The sequence below is a fragment of the Formosa sp. S-31 genome (assembly GCF_051172795.1).
GTDB lineage: Bacteria > Bacteroidota > Bacteroidia > Flavobacteriales > Flavobacteriaceae > Formosa.
The window spans coordinates 313,297-331,699 of record NZ_JAENDK010000004.1 but is presented as its reverse complement, the minus strand read 5'-3'; the positions used below and the strand labels follow the sequence as shown (position 1 = coordinate 331,699).

Here is an 18,403-nt window from a genome sequence, read left to right as displayed (position 1 = left end):
CAATTTTGCTGTAATAGCTATTTAATAGTTTATTTATGTGAGTTGGATAACTCTAATACTTCTCTTTTAATACGGTCTAAACCTGTCCGTTCTGCAACGACCTCGCCAATAATAATTATGGCTGGCGAACTTAACTGCTTATCCTCAACAACCTGAAGAATCGTTTCTATAGTTCCTATTCCTACAGCTTCGTTTTCACAGGTTCCGTTTTGAATTATAGCTACCGGAAGTTGCTTTTTACCCTCCTGAATATATAGGGCAACAATATTTTCCAGTTTACTCATCCCCATCAAAATCACAACAGTCGCGGTCGATTTTGCCGCCAGAGCAATATCATTCGACACTTTATGGTGCTTCGTTGTTCCTGTAATAACCCAGAAGCTTTCAGATACACCACGTTTTGTTAATGGAATTCCTTGACTGGCTGGCACAGCCAAAGCCGACGATATCCCTGGTACCACATCTACCTGTAAATTAAAAGATTTTGCATAATCAATTTCTTCTGCTCCTCTGCCAAACACAAAAGAATCTCCTCCTTTTAACCGAACCACATGCCCAAAGCTTTTTGCCCGTTGCACGATAAGCTGATTAATCTGCTCCTGCTGATAGGCGTAACATCCCTTGCGTTTCCCTACAAAAATCACTTCCGAAGTGGGTGAAGCGTATTTAAGCAAGTCAACATTTATAAGTGCATCGTACAAAATTACATCGGCAGACGCTATCGCGTTAATTGCCTTAAGTGTAATTAGCTCCGGATCGCCCGGTCCTGCACCTACAACCGTTAATTTTGGTATGTTGTTAGTTGTTTGCATAGACTAATTCATGTGTTCTAAAAACTTCAATGGTGTTAAAGAAAGCTTTGGTTTGATTTAAATATGTGGTTGCAAAAGCCTCGTCTGGCTCATTTTTATTTATTTGATAAATGAAATCTGAAAAACTACCTGCTTCAGGTAACTTAATTTTATTAGTATCTATAAAAGTTTCATCAAACAAATTAATAATATTAGCCTGAGAATTGGTTTTCTTATCTTCTGCCAGCAATAAGGCTTTAGCCCCATTCACCTGCCCTGTATAAGCATAATAAATAGCATCTGACCATTGTCCTGCATTAAACGCCTCTTCTGCCTTTTCTACTTTCTCTTTAGCCTCCAATAATAATGTAGCAACCAAATCTATTACCACTCCCGCACATTCTCCTACTCCAACTTCCTGCTTGTATTCTTCGTTAGTCCCCCAGTCTATAAAATCACTGGCTTGTAAATTATCAGTGTCGGATAAGGCTACTAAAAAATTATAAAAATATTTTTGTCCCTCCTTACGGTCGTAATACTCCAAAAATGATTCTCCCGGATTTCCGTTTTCCTTAAAATCATCCAGAATTAATCGTAAAGCCTGCGGTCCTCGTTTTGAAGGTAACTTAATCACTTTATCGGCAAAGCGCCCTTCTCCATTTCCTAAAACACCACCGCCCAAAAGCACCTGTACAGCGGGAGCAACCAGTTTATCTTTTGTACGTATGGACATGCCCTGAAAACCAATATGCGCCATATTATGTTGTCCACAGGCATTCATACATCCACTTATTTTTATAGTTACTTCCTTATTATCCTGGTACTCCGGATATTCCTGAATCAATACACGCTCCAACTCAGTAGCCATTCCGGTACTACTTGCAATTCCTAAATTACAGGTATCTGTTCCCGGACAGGCAGTTATATCTAAAGTTGAATTATAACCGGCTTCTGTAAACCCTAAGGCTTTTAATTCCTGATAGAAAAACGGTAATAATTCTTCCTTTACGTGTCGAATCAAAATGTTTTGTCTTAATGAAAATCGCAATTCATCTGCAGCATAATCTCTAATTAAAGCTGCCAGTTTCCGAGCTTTATCTGTATAAAAATCGCCAAGCTTTACTTTTATTCCTACAGCAAACAAACCAGATTGTTTTTGAGGAATAACATTCAGTTTTTTCCAGGTATCATACTCCTTTTCATCTTCAATGTTAACCTGTGGAATTTTAAATTCCGGAATGAAAATCTGCTCCTCTGAAACAGCGATATGTACTTCCTGATTTGACAAGGCCTTTTGCTCGGCTTCTACCAGTTCTAAAAACTTATCCAGACCTTCGTCTTTAATTAAGAATTTCATACGCGCTTTCATACGACGCGCGCGTTCACCATGCCTGTCGAAAATGCGCAATACACTTTCTATAAGCGGAATGATTTTATAACTCGGTAAAAACTCGTAAATCACATCGGCATTTCTAGGCTGAGACCCTAAACCGCCACCTAACAACACTTTAAACCCGCGTTCCCCATCTTTAATTTTAGGTATAAAACCAAGATCGTGAATGTAACTTAATGCTGTATCTGCATCGGATGATGAAAACGACATTTTAAACTTTCGTCCCATTTCCTGACAAATCGGATTTCTCAAGAAAAACTCGAATGCTGCATGCGCATAAGGTGTAACATCAAATGGTTCGTTCGGGTCTATACCCGCAGTTTCACTAGCAGTTACATTTCTTACTGTATTCCCGCAAGCTTCCCGCAAAGTAACATCGTCCTGTTCCAGTTTAGCCCATAATTCCGGAGTATCATCCAAACTCACATAATGAATTTGGATATCCTGACGTGTCGTAATATGCAATCGCCCTGTAGAATATTCATCGGAAACATCAGAAATTCTCAACAATTGTTTAGAAGTCACTTTTCCATAAGGCAACTTAATACGAATCATTTGCACGCCTTGCTGACGCTGACCGTAAATACCTCGCGCCAAGCGTAAACTTCGAAATCCTTCATCGGCAATACGTCCCTGGTGGAATAAGCGAATTTTCTTTTCTAATTCGATAATATCCTTCTCTACAACCGGGTTTTCTATTTCTGTTCTAAAACTTTGCATGATTTTTTTCGTTTATTGAAAGTGTATTCCACACTCTCGGTTTTGTAATGCTTTAGTCGGATCGAAATAAAACTGATTTTTAGGCAAATCATGGGCTTCGATATAAGCATCTAAATCCTTGTCTGACCAATAATAAAACGGACTCACTTTTAAAATTCCTTCTTTACTAAAGCTTAAAATATCCTTAGACTTTCGGTATTCTGTTTGTCTTACTCTAATATTGGTAAACCACAATTTTGGATTCTCCTCTTCCAAAGCCCTTCTAAAAGGTTCCAGTTTTACAACTTCGGTAAATAAGGCATGTTGGGGGCTGGTTACTTCCGGGATGCCAATAGTAGCATCTATTTCTGACTTTTCCTGTAAAGGTGTATAACGCTTTACATTTAAGTTATAATCTGTAATTAATTTCTTTGCGTGCTGGTAGGTCTCTGGTGTATTAAATAGCGTGTCGCACCAGATTACTTTGATATTCTCATCCTTCCTGGCGAAAGTGCTTAAAAGCACCGAACTATAAACCCCAAAACTGGTAGTTACTATACGTTCGTCTGTCAGGGCCAAGGCCCAGTCTATAATTTCATCTGGAGTTTTACCTCGTAACTGCTCATTCCAGTAAGCTATGTTTATTGTACTATCCAACATAAGGCATTCTTCTTTTAAACACTATTTCCGTTATTCCTATCGGATTAGTAGATTTTAAAACAAAAGTATATCAAGAATCTAAATAATCCAAACTAAATCGGGAAAACTTTTCTTAAATTAAATCAGCTAAAGACTTGTTATTGAAGATTTCAAGTGTCTGATCCCTAACCTCTATCATTAATTTATGCACGCCACAAAGGGTTTCATCAGGGCAATCATCACACTTTTCATAAAAGTTTAAACTTACGCAAGGTACCATAGCTATAGGTCCTTCTAAAGTGCGCATTACCAGAGACATTTTTATATCTTCCGGTGATTTTAACAGATAATACCCTCCGTTTTTTCCTTTTTTAGAGCCTAAAACCCCCATTTTTCGCAAGGTTAAAAGGATACTTTCTAAAAATTTCTGTGAAATATTCTCACTTTTTGAAATGGCACTTATCTGCACAGGCGTATTAGATTCCTGCCGTGCTAAATAGATAAGTGCCTTAAGTCCGTATTTTGTTTTCTTTGAGAGCATAGAAACAAATATACTTTTTTTTAGATTTAATTCAAGGCCTGATTTAAATCTGCTATAATATCATCAGTATGCTCTAATCCTATCGATATTCTTACCAATCCGTCACTGATTCCTGTTTCCAATCGATCTTCAGTACTCAACTTACTATGTGTTGTCGATGCCGGATGCGTAACTATGGTTCTCGTATCTCCTAAATTAGCCGATAACGACAGTACTTTTATTCGGTTTAAAAATACACGGCCAGCTTCCACCCCTCCTTTTACTTCAAAAGCAATTATATTACCTCCAAGTCTCATTTGCTTTTTGGCCGTTTCGTATTGCGGATGCGATTTCAGAAACGGATATTTCACAAACGATACCTTATCGTGCTGTTCTAAAAACTCGGCTACTTTAACTGCATTTTCGCAATGCTTCTCTACTCTAACCGGTAAGGTTTCTAAACTTTTAGACAATACCCAGGCATTAAAAGGCGATAACGCCGGACCTGTATTTCTTGAAAACAGGTAAATTTCTCTAATTAAGTCAGCGCGTCCTACAGCCACACCACCCAATACACGACCTTGGCCATCGATTAATTTTGTTGCTGAATGCAATACGATATCAGCTCCGAATTTTATAGGATTTTGAATGTAAGGCGTTGCAAAGCAATTATCGATAACCAATAATAAGTTATGTTTTTTAGCTATCGCTCCCAAAACCTCCAGATCTAAAATATCTACCGCTGGATTCGTCGGGCTTTCAGCATACAATATCTTTGTATTTGGTTGAATTAAGCTTTCAATTTTATCTACATCCTTAACATTAAAATAAGAGGTTTCGATATTCCATTTTGGAAGGTATTTGGTAAAAAGCGTATGCGTAGACCCAAACACCGAACTACAGGACACAATATGATCGCCACTGTTTAACAGAGCTGCAAAAGTTGAAAATACTGCTGCCATTCCTGTTGCAAAAGCATATCCGCTCTCAGCCCCTTCCAGTTTGCACATTTTCTCAACAAATTCAGAGGTATTCGGGTTTGTAAACCGGCTATAGATATTTCGTTCCTTCTCCTCGGTAAACGAAGCTCGCATATCTTCTGCATCTTCAAAAACAAAACTTGAACTTAAATATAAAGGTGTAGAATGCTCTAAAAACTGCGAACGTTCTGTTTGCGTACGAATAGCTTCGGTCTCGAAATGATTTTCTTTCATGATCTTCTTAAATATTTTTTTCTGTTAATCGTAATATATCTCCAAACACCCCGCGAGCTGTTACTGCTGCTCCCGCACCGGCTCCCTGAATTACGACTGGCTGATCGCCATATGATTCTGTATAAATTTCAAAAATGGAATCCGATCCTTTTAAAGCTCCTAAAGGAGAACTTTCAGGAACCGAAACCAGCTTTACTTCTAATTTAGCCCCGTTTTCATCGGCTAAATTACCATGTAAATCTCCGATATATCTCAATACATGTCCTGGTTTCTGCTCGGACTTTATGCCTTTGTACAATTCATCCATTTCAGCGAAAGATTGTAAAAAGGTAGCTGCATCAATATCTCGCAAAGGTTCCGGAATTAAATTCTGAATATCGACATCTTCAATCTCGTTATGTAAATCCAGTTCTCTGGCTAAAATTAACAATTTACGTGCTACGTCATTCCCGCACAAATCCTCTCTTGGATCCGGTTCTGTAAATCCTTTATCTACCGCCTCCTGAAGTATTTTTGAAAACGGCTCGTCTTTTACCGAATAATTATTGAATAAATAACTTAAAGATCCGGAAAATACCCCTCTGATTTTAGTAATATTTTCTCCCGATAAATGCAGTAATTTAATGGTATCTATTAAAGGCAAGCCAGCACCTACATTAGTTTCGTATAAATATTTTTTCTGATTTTTATCCAGAGCCTTACGCAAATCACTGTAAAATTTAAAATCTATAGTATTTGCTATTTTATTAGACGACACTAAATCGAAACCATGTTCTACCAGAGGAATATAATGTTCCACAAAAGCCGAACTTGCTGTGTTATCTATAGCGATTAAATTCTCAAGGTGATGCTTTTTAGTGTAAGCTATTAAACTCTCGAAATCGTAAGCTTTTCCTTTTTCGTTGATTGCTTCACGCCAGTTTTCATCAGCTCCGTTTTTATTAAACAGTGCTTTGCGAGAATTTGCAATCGCGAAAATATTAAGTTTAACACCTTTACGCTTTTCAATATCATCGGCGGATGCTATTATCTGATCAATTAAAGTGCCACCTACCAGACCATGCCCAAAAATTGCCAAATTAATTTTTTTAGAAATTCCGAAAATCTCCCCGTGAATAACATTAAGAGCTTTATGCAATTCCGTTTTTCTAACCACCAAACTCACATTCTCCCCTGTTATAGTATTATTGAATAATAACGGAACAATCTGGTTTTTAATTAAGGCATTAAATGGTTTATGAAATGTACTTAAATCCTGACCTACAATAGAAATTACAGCAACATCGTCTATAATTCCAATTTTATTTACATCCTGAACATAGAAATCTGTTTCAAATTCGCGTTCTAAAGCCACTACCGCTTTTGCAGCATTATCGGCATCGACAACCAGTCCCAAACCACGTTCGGAAGAACCTTGAGAAATAATACTTACACTAATATTATTTGCTCCTAAAGTTTTAAATACCCGGGCATCTACCCCAACTTTTCCAAGTAAACCACGACCTTCCAGATTTATTAAGGCTACATTATCTAAAACAGAAAGCGACTTTATACCTTTTGAATCTGTTTTAGCGGTTATTAAGGTCCCCTGATCTTCGCTGTTAAACGTATTTAAAATACGCAAAGCAATATTCTTTTCCAACAACGGGATTATTGTTTTTGCGTGTAAAACTGTCGTTCCGAAGTTTGCGAGTTCGTTCGCTTCTGCAAACGTTAAACGTTCTATCTTTTTGGCATCTGGCACTAAGTCTGGATTAGCAGTATAAATACCGTTTACATGAGTATAGTTCTGTAACTCTTCGGCATCTAAAAAATTTGCCAGTAAAGAGGCAGTGTAATTACTACCGTTTCGTCCTAAGGTTGTAGTATTATTATCCTGATTGGATGCGATAAATCCAGTAACCACATTTACTGTGCCTCCATTATAAGTTTTATAATGTTTTAAGACATTCTCTTTAGATAACTTGGTATTAGGCTGCGCATTTCCAAAAGTGTTATCTGTCTTAATTAATTGTCTGGAGTCTGTAGCATGAGCTTTTACACCGCGTTGTCTTAATAATTCTGAAACCAGTTTTACCGACATTAATTCGCCTTGAGCCAAAACTTCATCCTTAATTTTTTCGCTGTAATCGCCAAGCAATTTTACGCCACCAAATACTTTATCGAGTATAGAAAACTCTTCCGATAAATCAATGGCTGGGTAAGGCGCTATTTGGTAAGCTTTAAAGGCTTCAAGTTCTTTTTTATAAGACTCTCCTGCTTTAGCCTTAGCTAAAATAAGTTCCAGATCGTCTGTAGTATTGCCTCTTGCAGATAACACTACAGTGATTTTTTCATCGTTCTTTACTTTATTTTCTATTATATCAAGAACAGTCTCTAACCCTTCTCCATTCGCCAGAGATTTCCCTCCAAACTTTAAAACTTTCATGCGTTTATATTTTAATTCAGGCTTAAATATGCCTTCTACTATCTTTTCTAATTGATCGAATTCTATTAAAAATGCATCATGACCATGATCTGAATGTATCTCGTTATACGTTACATTAGGATGGCTTAATGCTAATTTCTTTTGTGTTTCGCGGTTTTCTTCAGCTGTAAAAAACAAGTCTGAATCTACCCCAATAATGGCAATATTCGATTTTATAATGTCTAGGACATCTACATCGCCAGGTCTGTCTTTAGTTACATCAATGGTTTTTAGCAACTGGTTCATCAATTTATATGCCGATAGCTGAAAACGCTCCTGTAATTTATTACCATGATGTAATAACCAGCTCTCTACATTAAAAATTTCGAGATCTTCATTTTTACTTCTGTGGAAGCGTTCTTTAAACGATTTAGGTGTTCTGTAACACAACATGGCATGCATACGCGCATCGTGAACCGGATTATTGGAATTAGTTAAAAACTGCTCCTGAATCTGGCAATTAGCAATTAACCAGTCCGTCGATTTCCAGTCGGTAGCAACTACAACCAGGTTCTCTGCCAGCGTCGGATTTAAAACTGCCATTTCCCAGGCTATTCCACCACCAAGCGATCCGCCAATCATGGCAAATAACCTCTCAATTTTTAAGGCTTTAAGGCCTCTTAAAAAAATATTTGCTACGTCGCGGGCTACAAAGTCTTTATAGTTTTCAATAATAAACCCATCGTAGCCGTTACCCGGAATATTAAAGGCTAATACAGTAAACTTTTTAGTATCAATAATTCTATCGTCACCAATTAAATCTTTCCACCAGCCACTTTGCCCGGCCACATCGCTATTTCCGGTTAAAGCATGGTTTACAAGAACTATTGGCGCTTCGTGTAGTGGCTTTCCAAACACCTGATACGACAGTTGAATTGGCAGTTCTGCACCACTAAGAGTTGTATATGAATCGAATTGAATAAATTCTAGATTTTTCATGTCGCTATATCTATTAAAGCTACGAGATTGTGAAACTTAAAATTAATAAATTTGAATAGGATTTCCTGCTACTTTACGGGTATAAAAGGTGTAAAATAAAAGAGATTCCATTTTGAATATTTTAAACATCCAAAACAGACTCTTTTCTTTAAAGCAGCTTTCCTCAGTTTTTAAAACTGAGATTTGAGTTAATTTTTCACAGGTTATTTTTACCTGATTTAAAATGCTTAGCACATTCATTTTTCTTACTTTTTGAGTTAATAAAAAAATTAAAACCAAAAGTCAAAATGCATCTATACAGATGTACTTAATAGAAAAATGTTAAAAAGAAAATATAAAATTACCGCTGTAATTTTGTTTGTTATCTATCTAAATCCCCAATAAATGAATCGGTTTTTAAGTAGAATTTAGCACCTTCTTTATAAGTTAAAGGGTTGCTAAGGTTTCTGCGGGTCTATTCCCTCCACCTTTCTTGATAACATTTCAATATTGTATTGAACTTTGTGAGTGCAAATATTCAATTAGAAAAGTTGATTTTCCAAATTATTTCGTCTTTTTTTTCTGATTTATTTAATTTACAACATCTTGTCGCGCCAAATATTTATCGCGAATGATTTTGCCTACCGGCTCATTTTCTATCTTACTTTCAAGCCATGAAATAATATCCAGATACAAAAAGGCTCGGCGTTCGTAAGGGTGATCTTCATACATTTTTAAGGTATCCCTTAATTTTATAAACGCTTTTTTTATGTCTTGAGGAAACACATCCTGCAAACCCTTTATAAATTTAATCATTTCCTTTTGCACCTCGTGGAGATCATTCATTTTGATTAAAAATTTATAGGTGCTTTTTAACAGGGTTTCTATATGATAGTCTAGACCAGCTTCGTAATGCGCTACTAAATTTAATACTCTGGAAAAACACAATAAATCCTCTCGCATAGACAACGATTTATTGGAAATAATCTTATCCAAATACCCTATGCATTCTTTATTATTACCAGACCCAAAATGCAAACTGGCAAATTTATAATAGAATGTCATAGTATGATGCTCGTCAATTCTATTAGTGTATAGTTTAAGCTCTTTTTCGATTTTTGGAATTAAACTTAAACCTGCATCGAAAGTACCGTCTATAAAATGAAGGTTTAGTTTATTTAAATTAAGGTACAGAAAGGCAAGCGCTTCTACATTTTCGTCTTTATGAAACGTTTTGCTGTTAATCATATCTTCCAAGCGTATCAAGCATTTTTCAAACTTATCTCGTCTTTGCACATAAAATAAAGCCTCAAGCAAATAATTGTTCCCCTTTAAAAAGAACACGGGATTCAGGTTAATCATGTTGGGATTGTCGTAGAACAACTCCACCCATTTAGAAGCGTACTTATAACAGTTTTTAAAATCCTGCATTAAAAAGCTATACCATAAATAGGCTTTATTTAACCAAAGCTTTTCCCGAAATCCCAGTTTGGAAATATCGTATTTTGGTAGTCTTTTATAAAAATAGGTCGAAATTTCCTCGGCTTCAGCTTCATTGCGGGCATATCCCGTCTTTAAAAACAAACCGTAAAGCTGTAAAGATAAATTAGACAATTTACTCGCTATTACATTTAAGGCACTTAATTCCTTAGCCTGGATGGTAAGCTCATCGGCACGTCCGCTTATACTTCGGGTTATGTACTGAGACTCTATTAGCTTTTCGAATTCTACTATTTCGTAAGCCAGATTCTTCTCTTCATTCTGTATGGCTATTTCCTTTGACTTGTCAAGGATTTTCAAACTTTGTTTATATAACCCTTTATGATACAAAATAGAAGCAAAATCCAACTGCTCCCGAATCTGAGATCTGATATTCTGATGCGACGGATTTAATTTTAAACTAATTAAAATTTGTTTATACAAATGCGCCTTAACATTGGCCAGCTGTTGCTTTTTAATATCTCCATGTTTTAGTATAAAATCTTCGTCGTATACCTGTAATTTATCTAAAATATTAAACAGATTTAAAAACTTTGAATCGGCATTTACACCCAATCGTCCCACATAGAGTTTAAACTGTCTTTTTTCAGACTTTGTTAATGACTTTACCAGTAAAAACAAATTATCTTTTTGATCCTTTATCATCAAATAATAAATATTGTAAGTAATTGATTTTTAGACGTCTAAATAATTAAAAATGCTTTTAAACATCGTAAAAATTACGTTATGAGGTCTTTCTTAAACAAAACCAAAATATAAATTCGTAAGACAATAAGAAAATATATTTAGATAAATGTCGCATACTAACATTCAAATATTTGACACGACGCTACGTGATGGCGAGCAGGTCCCGGGTTGTAAGTTAAACAAGGAGCAAAAATTAATAATTGCTGAAAAACTTGACCTTCTGGGAGTTGACGTTATAGAAGCTGGTTTTCCTGTGTCAAGTCCGGGAGATTTTGCTTCTGTCGAAGCTATTTCTAAACTTGTAAAGAACGCTACTGTTTGCGGACTTACAAGATCGGTAGAGAACGACATTAAAGTTGCAGGAGAAGCGTTACGTCATGCTAAAAAATCGAGAATACATACTGGTATCGGAACCTCCGACTCCCATATAAAATACAAGTTTAATTCCAATCGCGATGCTATAATTGAACGTGCTGTTAGAGCCGTGCGCTACGCCAAAACATTTACCGAAGACGTAGAATTTTACGCCGAAGATGCCGGTAGAACAGATAATGATTATTTAGCTCGAGTTTGTGAAGATGTTATAAAAGCTGGTGCAACCGTATTAAACATTCCAGACACTACAGGCTATTGTCTGCCTAACGAATACGGCGCCAAAATAAAATACCTTAAAGAAAACGTAAAAGGCATAGATAAAGCCATTTTATCCTGCCACTGCCATAACGATTTAGGATTGGCAACGGCTAACTCTATTGAAGGTGTTATTAACGGAGCCCGACAAATTGAGTGTACTATAAACGGTATCGGTGAGCGCGCTGGAAACACAGCATTAGAAGAAGTAGTTATGATTTTAAAGCAACATCCGTCTTTAAAATTAGACACTAATATTAACACCTCTTTATTATACGGCATGAGCCAGTTGGTAATTGAACATATGGGTATCCATACTCAGCCAAACAAGGCAATTGTTGGTGCTAATGCATTTGCTCATAGTTCAGGAATTCATCAGGACGGTGTAATTAAAAACCGCGAAACTTACGAAATCATGGACCCTAAAGATGTAGGAGTTACCGAGTCTGCCATAGTTTTAACCGCACGTAGCGGCCGAGCTGCCTTGGCCTACAGAGCAAAAAATATAGGATACGAATTAACAAAACTTCAATTAGATGAAGTGTATGCCAACTTCCTTGATTTTGCAGACAAAAAGAAAGAGGTTAACGATGAGGATATACATGTAATTATTGAAACCAGCAGCGTTTACAAACAAATTATTTCAGCTTAACTAAAAAGCATTAAAGCCTATACAAGGTTTAACCTTGTATAGCAAAACAACATTTAAATGAAAAAAACATTATTCGATAAAGTTTGGGATGCACATGTGGTCGATTCTATTGAAAACGGTCCGCAAATATTGTACATCGATAAACATTTAATACATGAAGTAACAAGTCCGCAAGCATTTAACGAGCTTAAGGATAGAAACATTCCTGTTTTCAGACCGGACCAAATTGTTGCTACAGCAGATCATAATACACCAACTATAAATCAACATTTACCAATACAAGATTCACTTTCTAGACATCAGCTTGAGCAGCTATCAAAAAACTGTACCGAAAACGGAATCACACTATTTGAATTAGGTCACAAATACAATGGAATAGTGCACGTTATGGCTCCCGAATTAGGTATCACACAACCTGGGATGACCATCGTATGTGGAGACAGTCATACCTCTACTCATGGTGCATTTGGAACTATTGCTTTTGGAATAGGTACCAGTCAGGTTGCTCAAGTTTTTGCTAGTCAGTGCTTACTTTTAACAAAACCTAAAAGTCTTCGTGTAACGGTAAATGGCGCTTTAAAACCAGGTGTACTTCCTAAAGATGTTATATTATACATTATCTCTAAAATAGGAACCAATGCCGGAACAGGATATTTCTGTGAATATGCAGGGGATGTTTTTGAAAACATGAGTATGGAAGGCCGTATGACCGTTTGTAACATGAGTATAGAAATGGGTGCCCGTGGCGGTATGATTGCTCCGGACCAGACTACCTTTGATTATGTTGAAGGTCGTGAATTTGCACCTAAAGGCGAAGAATTCGAAAAAATGGTAGCCTATTGGAAAACGCTCCCTACAGACCAAGGTGCAGTATTCGACAAAGAATATACTTTCGATGCAGCAGACATCGAACCTATGGTAACCTATGGAACTAACCCTGGAATGGGAATAAAAATTTCAGAACATATTCCAAATTCAGATGATGCTTCTTTCGAAAAGTCTTTAAAGTATATGGACTTTAAAAAAGGAGAATCTTTAATAAACAAACCTATTAACTACGTCTTTATTGGCAGCTGTACAAATTCAAGAATCGAAGATTTTCGTATTGCGGCCCAATACATAAAAGGAAAACACAAAGCCCCAAATGTTACAGCCTGGTTAGTTCCCGGAAGTAAACTAGTAGAATCTCAGATTATCGAAGAAGGTTTAAAGGATATTTTTACAGCAGCTGGTTTTGAGTTAAGACAACCAGGGTGTTCGGCCTGTCTGGCAATGAACGAAGACAAAATTCCGCAAAACGAATACTGCGTTTCTACTTCAAACAGAAATTTTGAAGGTCGACAAGGACAAGGAGCCAGAACCATTTTAGCTAGTCCGTTAGTGGCTGCAGCAACTGCCGTAGAAGGAAAAATTATTGACATTACTAAATAATTAAACTAAATGGAAAAGTTTACAACATTTCAATCCAGAGCCATTCCATTAGACATAGAAAATATAGATACAGACCAGATTATACCTGCGCGTTTCCTTAAGGCTACAGACAAACAAGGTTTTGGAGATAACGTTTTCAGAGACTGGAGGTTTTCAAAAAACGGTGATTTAAATACAGATTTTGTTTTAAACGACACGACTTACCTAGGAAGTATTCTGGTTGCCGGAGATAATTTTGGTTGTGGCTCGAGTCGCGAACATGCTGCCTGGGCGCTTGCCGGTTATGGTTTTAAAGTTATAGTATCTAGTTTTTTTGCAGATATATTTAAAGGAAATGCCTTAAACAATGGGCTTCTACCGGTACAGGTTTCTGCCGAATTTTTAAAAACTCTTTTTTCGCATATAAAATCTAACCCAGAAACCATAATAAGTGTTAATTTAGAACAGCAAACCATTTCCATAAAAGACACAGACTTTTCGGAAAGTTTCGATATCGATCCCTATAAAAAAACCTGCTTACTCAACGGATATGATGATATTGATTATTTATTAAGCAAAAAAGATGATATTTTAGCTTTTGAAGCTAAAGCAGAAAACATCGCAATAGAAAATTAAACTTGCCGAAAAGCAATTAAAAAATATTAACCTATGAAACTAGATATAGCAGTATTAGCAGGAGACGGAATAGGACCAGAAGTTACTACCCAAGCCATAAAAGTTCTTAAAGCTATTGCTTTGGAATTCGATCATACTTTCAATTTTAAATACGCACCGGTTGGTGCTATCGCCATAGATGAAACCGGAGATCCTTTACCGGAAGCTACTTTGGAATTATGTAAAAGCACCGATGCTTTACTTTTTGGTGCCATTGGCGACCCAAAATATGACAACGATCCATCGGCTAAAGTTCGTCCGGAACAAGGCCTTCTTAAATTGAGAAAAGCCTTGGGCCTTTTTGCGAACATACGCCCGGTAAAAGCATACGACACACTATTAGATAAATCACCTTTAAAGAAAGACATTATTAAAGGAACAGATATCAGTATTTATCGCGAGTTAACAGGAGGCATCTACTTCGGACAAAAATCTACCAGTGAAGATGGTAATTCTGCCTCTGATTTATGTGAATATTCTAGAGAAGAAATTGAACGCATCGCACATTTGGCTTTTAAAAACGCACAATCCAGACGCAAAAAATTAACTTTAGTAGATAAAGCCAATGTATTGGAAACATCGCGTTTATGGCGTAAAGTAGTTAAGGAAGTAGCAGAAGAGTACAAAGACGTTGAATTAGATTTTCTTTTCGTGGATAATGCAGCCATGCAGATGATATTAAACCCGAAACAATTTGATGTAATTCTTACAGAAAACATGTTTGGAGACATTATTAGTGATGAAGCCAGTGTTATAGGTGGCTCTATAGGCCTTTTAGCCTCGGCATCGGTTGGCGAAAAGCACGCCATGTTTGAACCTATTCACGGCTCATTCCCTCAGGCTACAGGCAAAGGTATTGCCAACCCGATTGCTTCAATTTTATCGGCAGCTTTACTACTGGATCATTTCGATTTAAATGACGAAGCTGATCTGATAAGAACCGCTGTAGACAAATCCTTAGCGTTACACATTACAACGCCTGATTTAAACAGCAAATACAACAACATTACGACGTCTAAAGTTGGAGATTTTATCGAAGATTTTATTAGCAATCCTAAAGATTCTAATCACAACTTCTCTAACATCCACTTAGGACAATCCACGATAATTTAATCTTAGATTTTTTATATATTATTTGTTTACTAAAAAAGGTCTTATAACTGAGTTATAAGACCTTTTTAATTTGTAGTATTTTAAAATATTACTCTACAATAAATTTTCCTTTCATAAGCGCGTAATGCCCTGGAAAACTACACAAAAACTCGTAAGTTCCTGGTGCTGGAGCCGGAAATTCGATAACATCGGTTTCCCCTCCTCCTAATAATTTAGTATGCGCGATTACATCTTCTGTGCCTTCCGGAACATAATCGGTCGCCGCCGCAGAGGCTGCCAGACCGGCAAATTTAGCCATGTTTACACCTTGCTTTAAAAGTACAAAATTGTGTCCCATGACATTTTTAGCCATTTTCCCGGTATGCATCAAGGTCAGTTTTACATTCTGTCCTTGTTTTACTTTAATTTCTTTCAAATCGAACATCATTTTATCATCTCCATGAATCATAATATCAGCCACCATTACAGCTGTTTCACTGCTTTCTACTGCAGTTGAGTCTGCAGTGACACTTTCAGTCATACTTGCATCAGTCTCAGAATGAGTTTCCAATTCGGAACTAGAGTTTGTAGTTGTTTCTTCCATAGTAGCTTCAGGCGTTGTTTCATAGGAAAAAGGCTTTTTCTTTTCTTCCTTTCCTCCACAATTCAGAAATAAAAAAGAAGACAAAACTACTACGGCTAAATTTGAATATTTCATAATAGCGGGTTTTAATGGTTATTCTTTAGGAAATTTACGACTTATTTCAGTTAATCCCAAATTATGAATACTTCCAAGATGCGTATGTTTCTTAGATGTATCTGGCGTATATGTCCCGGCTTCTACTTCGCCTCCAATCTTTTTATAAGCGTCTCTAAACGACATTCCATCTACTACTAAGGTATTTATATTATCTACTGTAAACAGGAATTTGTATTTATCATCCTCCAGATTAATATCCTTAACTTTAATCTGAGCAATAGAAAAACTAAAAATATCTAACACGACTTTTATGTCTTCAAAAGCCTGAATCACATTTTCCTTTAACAGCTGATAATCCCTATGGTATCCACTTGGTAGATTATTGGTTATAAGTACCATTTCTGATTGCAGGGCTTGTATCTTATTACACTTTCCACGAATTAATTCGAATACATCTGGATTCTTTTTATGAGGCATTATACTACTTCCTGTAGTTAATTCGTCCGGAAATGAGATAAATCCGAAGTTCTGACTCATATACAGACAAACGTCCATTGCAAAGCGTGCCAGGGTATTTCCCAGACTTCCTAAAGAAGCTGCAATGGTCCGTTCGCTTTTACCACGACTCATTTGCGCCGCAACCACATTATATTTTAACGTAGCAAATTCCATTTCATTCGTAGTAAATTCGCGATCTATTGGGAACGAACTTCCATAACCAGCAGCCGACCCTAACGGATTTTGATCTACTATTTTAGACGCCGCATCCAACATATACACATCGTCAATTAACAATTCTGCATAAGCTGAAAACCATAAACCAAAAGACGATGGCATAGCCACCTGTAAATGCGTATAGCCTGGCAACAGGTTGTCTTTATAGGTTTCTGCTAATTCTAAAAGCGTGTCGAATAAAACTTTTGTTTTCGCCTTTACTTCTTTTAATTCTTCTTTGTAATACAACTGAAGTGCCACTAAAACCTGATCGTTTCTCGACCTGGCTGTATGTATTTTTTTACCGACTTCGCCTAAAGTTTTTGTCAGCTCATATTCTATTTTCGAATGCACATCTTCAAACTGCTCATCAATAACAAATTCGCCTGCTTCAATTTCATTCGCTAAAAGATCTAAACCGCCAAGTAATTGCTCTAATTCTATTGTGGTTAAAATCCCAATCTTATGAAGCATTTTTGCGTGCGCTTTAGATGCTATCACATCGTATTTCGCAATATGAATATCTATTTCTCTATCGTTCCCAACAGTAAACTGTTCTATTTTTTTATCGATTGATATGCCTTTATCCCAAAGTTTCATCTTCTATAATTTATTTGTTAATTCTCTAAATCGTTTAAACAATCACACGATTCAACAATTCTATATAAATCTCTATTCCTTCTTCTATTTCATGCAGATAAATAAATTCATCGGCCGAATGCGAACGCGTACTATCTCCTGGCCCTAATTTTAACGACGGACAACTTAACACCGCCTGATCTGATAAAGTTGGCGACCCGTATGTTGTTCTTCCCATAGCCACTCCTTCTTTAACCAATGGATGATCTAAAGGAATACATGACGAATTCAAGCGCAGACTTCTTGGTTTAATGCTTGTACAAGGCGATTGCGTTTGTAAAATTTCAGCAATTTCAGCATTGCTATAGGCATCATTTACACGAACATCAATTACTAAATCGACATGCCCTGGCACGACATTATGTTGCGACCCCGCATTAATTTGTGTTACTGTTAATTTTACATTTCCTAAAGCTTCAGACGTCTTTTCAAACTTAAAATCTTTAAACCATTGTAAGACTTCAATCGTGTTATAAATTGAATTATTATCGTTTGGATGCGCGGCGTGACTCGGTGTTCCGGCAACAACTGCATCGAATACCACCAAACCTTTTTCGGCAACAGCCAGATTCATTAAAGTTGGCTCACCTACTATCGCCACATCCACTTTAGGAATGATTGACAGCATACTATTTAAACCGTTTGGACCACTACTTTCTTCTTCCGCGGAAGCGACAATAACTAAATTATATTTTAAATCTTCCGCATTATAAAAATGAGTAAAGGCTGCTATTAACGACACCAAACAACCTCCGGCATCATTACTTCCTAAACCGTATAATTTACCGTCTTCAACAATGGCTTTAAACGGATCTTTAGTATAAGCACTGTTAGGCTTTACCGTGTCGTGATGTGAGTTTAACAATAAGGTTGGCTTACTCTCATCGAAATATTTATTGACAGCCCAAACGTTATTTTGGGTGCGCTTATAATCTATATTATAACGCTTAAACCAATCTTCTATATGTAATGCGGTCTGATCTTCTTCTGAAGAAAAGGACTGAGTTTTTATCAATTGCTTTAATAGATTTATCGCCTCTTCTTTTAATTCCTTTGGGGTCAT

14 protein-coding genes and 1 riboswitch are annotated in these 18,403 nt (G+C 36.6%); of the genes, 4 read left to right on the top strand and 10 right to left on the bottom strand.

Features of this window, described 5'->3' with window-relative positions:
• Positions 1 to 29: 29 nt before the first annotated feature.
• The 7 genes from cobA to I3217_RS07150 form a co-directional block, all read right to left on the bottom strand.
• Positions 30 to 812, bottom strand: coding sequence for a uroporphyrinogen-III C-methyltransferase (gene cobA, locus I3217_RS07180; protein ID WP_435049069.1), 783 nt, complete (start codon positions 810 to 812; stop codon positions 30 to 32).
• Positions 799 to 2,904 carry a HEPN domain-containing protein gene (locus I3217_RS07175; protein ID WP_435049068.1) on the bottom strand — a complete coding sequence of 702 codons (2,106 nt, stop codon included), beginning with the start codon at positions 2,902 to 2,904 and terminating at the stop codon, positions 799 to 801. Before I3217_RS07175 ends, cobA begins: the two co-directional genes overlap by 14 nt.
• 12 nt (positions 2,905 to 2,916) lie before the next feature.
• Positions 2,917 to 3,543 carry a phosphoadenosine phosphosulfate reductase family protein gene (locus tag I3217_RS07170; protein WP_435049067.1) on the bottom strand — a complete coding sequence of 209 codons (627 nt, stop codon included), beginning with the start codon at positions 3,541 to 3,543 and terminating at the stop codon, positions 2,917 to 2,919.
• A gap of 112 nt (positions 3,544 to 3,655) precedes the next feature.
• Positions 3,656 to 4,063: an RrF2 family transcriptional regulator gene (locus tag I3217_RS07165; protein WP_435049066.1), complete on the bottom strand. Its 408-nt coding sequence runs from the start codon at positions 4,061 to 4,063 to the stop codon at positions 3,656 to 3,658.
• 26 nt (positions 4,064 to 4,089) lie between these two features.
• A complete protein-coding gene (locus tag I3217_RS07160) occupies positions 4,090 to 5,256 on the bottom strand; it encodes a trans-sulfuration enzyme family protein (RefSeq protein WP_435049065.1) in 1,167 nt (388 codons plus the stop codon).
• Positions 5,257 to 5,263: 7 nt separating this feature from the next.
• The gene (gene thrA, locus I3217_RS07155; protein WP_435049064.1) at positions 5,264 to 8,662 is read right to left on the bottom strand and encodes a bifunctional aspartate kinase/homoserine dehydrogenase I; all 3,399 of its coding nucleotides are present in this window, start codon (positions 8,660 to 8,662) and stop codon (positions 5,264 to 5,266) included.
• Between the two features lie 358 nt (positions 8,663 to 9,020).
• Positions 9,021 to 9,144, bottom strand: a riboswitch (SAM riboswitch).
• Positions 9,145 to 9,232: 88 nt separating this feature from the next.
• The gene (locus I3217_RS07150; protein WP_435049063.1) at positions 9,233 to 10,786 is read right to left on the bottom strand and encodes a hypothetical protein; all 1,554 of its coding nucleotides are present in this window, start codon (positions 10,784 to 10,786) and stop codon (positions 9,233 to 9,235) included.
• A 148-nt stretch (positions 10,787 to 10,934) separates the two neighbouring features.
• Between I3217_RS07150 and I3217_RS07145 the strand changes: the two genes are divergently transcribed.
• Genes I3217_RS07145 through leuB form a run of 4 tightly spaced genes read left to right on the top strand, consistent with a single transcriptional unit; the run spans position 10,935 to position 15,308 of the window.
• Positions 10,935 to 12,110 carry a 2-isopropylmalate synthase gene (locus I3217_RS07145; RefSeq protein WP_435049062.1) on the top strand — a complete coding sequence of 392 codons (1,176 nt, stop codon included), beginning with the start codon at positions 10,935 to 10,937 and terminating at the stop codon, positions 12,108 to 12,110.
• A 57-nt stretch (positions 12,111 to 12,167) separates the two neighbouring features.
• The gene (gene leuC / locus I3217_RS07140) at positions 12,168 to 13,541 is read left to right on the top strand and encodes a 3-isopropylmalate dehydratase large subunit (RefSeq protein WP_435049061.1); all 1,374 of its coding nucleotides are present in this window, start codon (positions 12,168 to 12,170) and stop codon (positions 13,539 to 13,541) included.
• Between the two features lie 9 nt (positions 13,542 to 13,550).
• A complete protein-coding gene (gene leuD / locus I3217_RS07135; RefSeq protein ID WP_435049060.1) occupies positions 13,551 to 14,156 on the top strand; it encodes a 3-isopropylmalate dehydratase small subunit in 606 nt (201 codons plus the stop codon).
• A gap of 33 nt (positions 14,157 to 14,189) precedes the next feature.
• Positions 14,190 to 15,308 (top strand): 3-isopropylmalate dehydrogenase, encoded by a 1,119-nt coding sequence (gene leuB, locus I3217_RS07130; protein ID WP_435049059.1) that lies wholly within the window; start codon positions 14,190 to 14,192, stop codon positions 15,306 to 15,308.
• Positions 15,309 to 15,396: 88 nt separating this feature from the next.
• Here the strand turns inward: leuB and azu are convergent, their stop codons facing one another.
• From azu to I3217_RS07115, 3 genes are read right to left on the bottom strand one after another with little or no spacing between them, the layout of a single operon-like run.
• On the bottom strand, positions 15,397 to 16,005 hold the full coding sequence (gene azu / locus I3217_RS07125; RefSeq protein ID WP_435049058.1) for an azurin: 609 nt from the start codon (positions 16,003 to 16,005) through the stop codon (positions 15,397 to 15,399).
• Between the two features lie 18 nt (positions 16,006 to 16,023).
• Positions 16,024 to 17,301 carry an argininosuccinate lyase gene (gene argH, locus I3217_RS07120; RefSeq protein ID WP_435049057.1) on the bottom strand — a complete coding sequence of 426 codons (1,278 nt, stop codon included), beginning with the start codon at positions 17,299 to 17,301 and terminating at the stop codon, positions 16,024 to 16,026.
• Positions 17,302 to 17,335: 34 nt separating this feature from the next.
• On the bottom strand, positions 17,336 to 18,403 hold the full coding sequence (locus I3217_RS07115) for a M20 family metallo-hydrolase (protein ID WP_435049056.1): 1,068 nt from the start codon (positions 18,401 to 18,403) through the stop codon (positions 17,336 to 17,338).

Excerpts from the sequence above, each read along its gene's own strand:
- I3217_RS07115 (WP_435049056.1), bottom strand. The coding sequence starts at position 18,403 with ATGACCCCAAAGGAATTAAAAGAAGAGGCGATAAATCTATTAAAGCAA.
- leuB (WP_435049059.1), top strand. The coding sequence starts at position 14,190 with ATGAAACTAGATATAGCAGTATTAGCAGGAGACGGAATAGGACCAGAA.
- leuC (WP_435049061.1), top strand. The coding sequence starts at position 12,168 with ATGAAAAAAACATTATTCGATAAAGTTTGGGATGCACATGTGGTCGAT.
- azu (WP_435049058.1), bottom strand. The coding sequence starts at position 16,005 with ATGAAATATTCAAATTTAGCCGTAGTAGTTTTGTCTTCTTTTTTATTT.
- cobA (WP_435049069.1), bottom strand. The coding sequence starts at position 812 with ATGCAAACAACTAACAACATACCAAAATTAACGGTTGTAGGTGCAGGA.
- thrA (WP_435049064.1), bottom strand. The coding sequence starts at position 8,662 with ATGAAAAATCTAGAATTTATTCAATTCGATTCATATACAACTCTTAGT.
- argH (WP_435049057.1), bottom strand. The coding sequence starts at position 17,301 with ATGAAACTTTGGGATAAAGGCATATCAATCGATAAAAAAATAGAACAG.
- I3217_RS07160 (WP_435049065.1), bottom strand. The coding sequence starts at position 5,256 with ATGAAAGAAAATCATTTCGAGACCGAAGCTATTCGTACGCAAACAGAA.
- I3217_RS07165 (WP_435049066.1), bottom strand. The coding sequence starts at position 4,063 with ATGCTCTCAAAGAAAACAAAATACGGACTTAAGGCACTTATCTATTTA.
- I3217_RS07150 (WP_435049063.1), bottom strand. The coding sequence starts at position 10,786 with ATGATAAAGGATCAAAAAGATAATTTGTTTTTACTGGTAAAGTCATTA.
- leuD (WP_435049060.1), top strand. The coding sequence starts at position 13,551 with ATGGAAAAGTTTACAACATTTCAATCCAGAGCCATTCCATTAGACATA.
- I3217_RS07145 (WP_435049062.1), top strand. The coding sequence starts at position 10,935 with ATGTCGCATACTAACATTCAAATATTTGACACGACGCTACGTGATGGC.
- I3217_RS07170 (WP_435049067.1), bottom strand. The coding sequence starts at position 3,543 with ATGTTGGATAGTACAATAAACATAGCTTACTGGAATGAGCAGTTACGA.
- I3217_RS07175 (WP_435049068.1), bottom strand. The coding sequence starts at position 2,904 with ATGCAAAGTTTTAGAACAGAAATAGAAAACCCGGTTGTAGAGAAGGAT.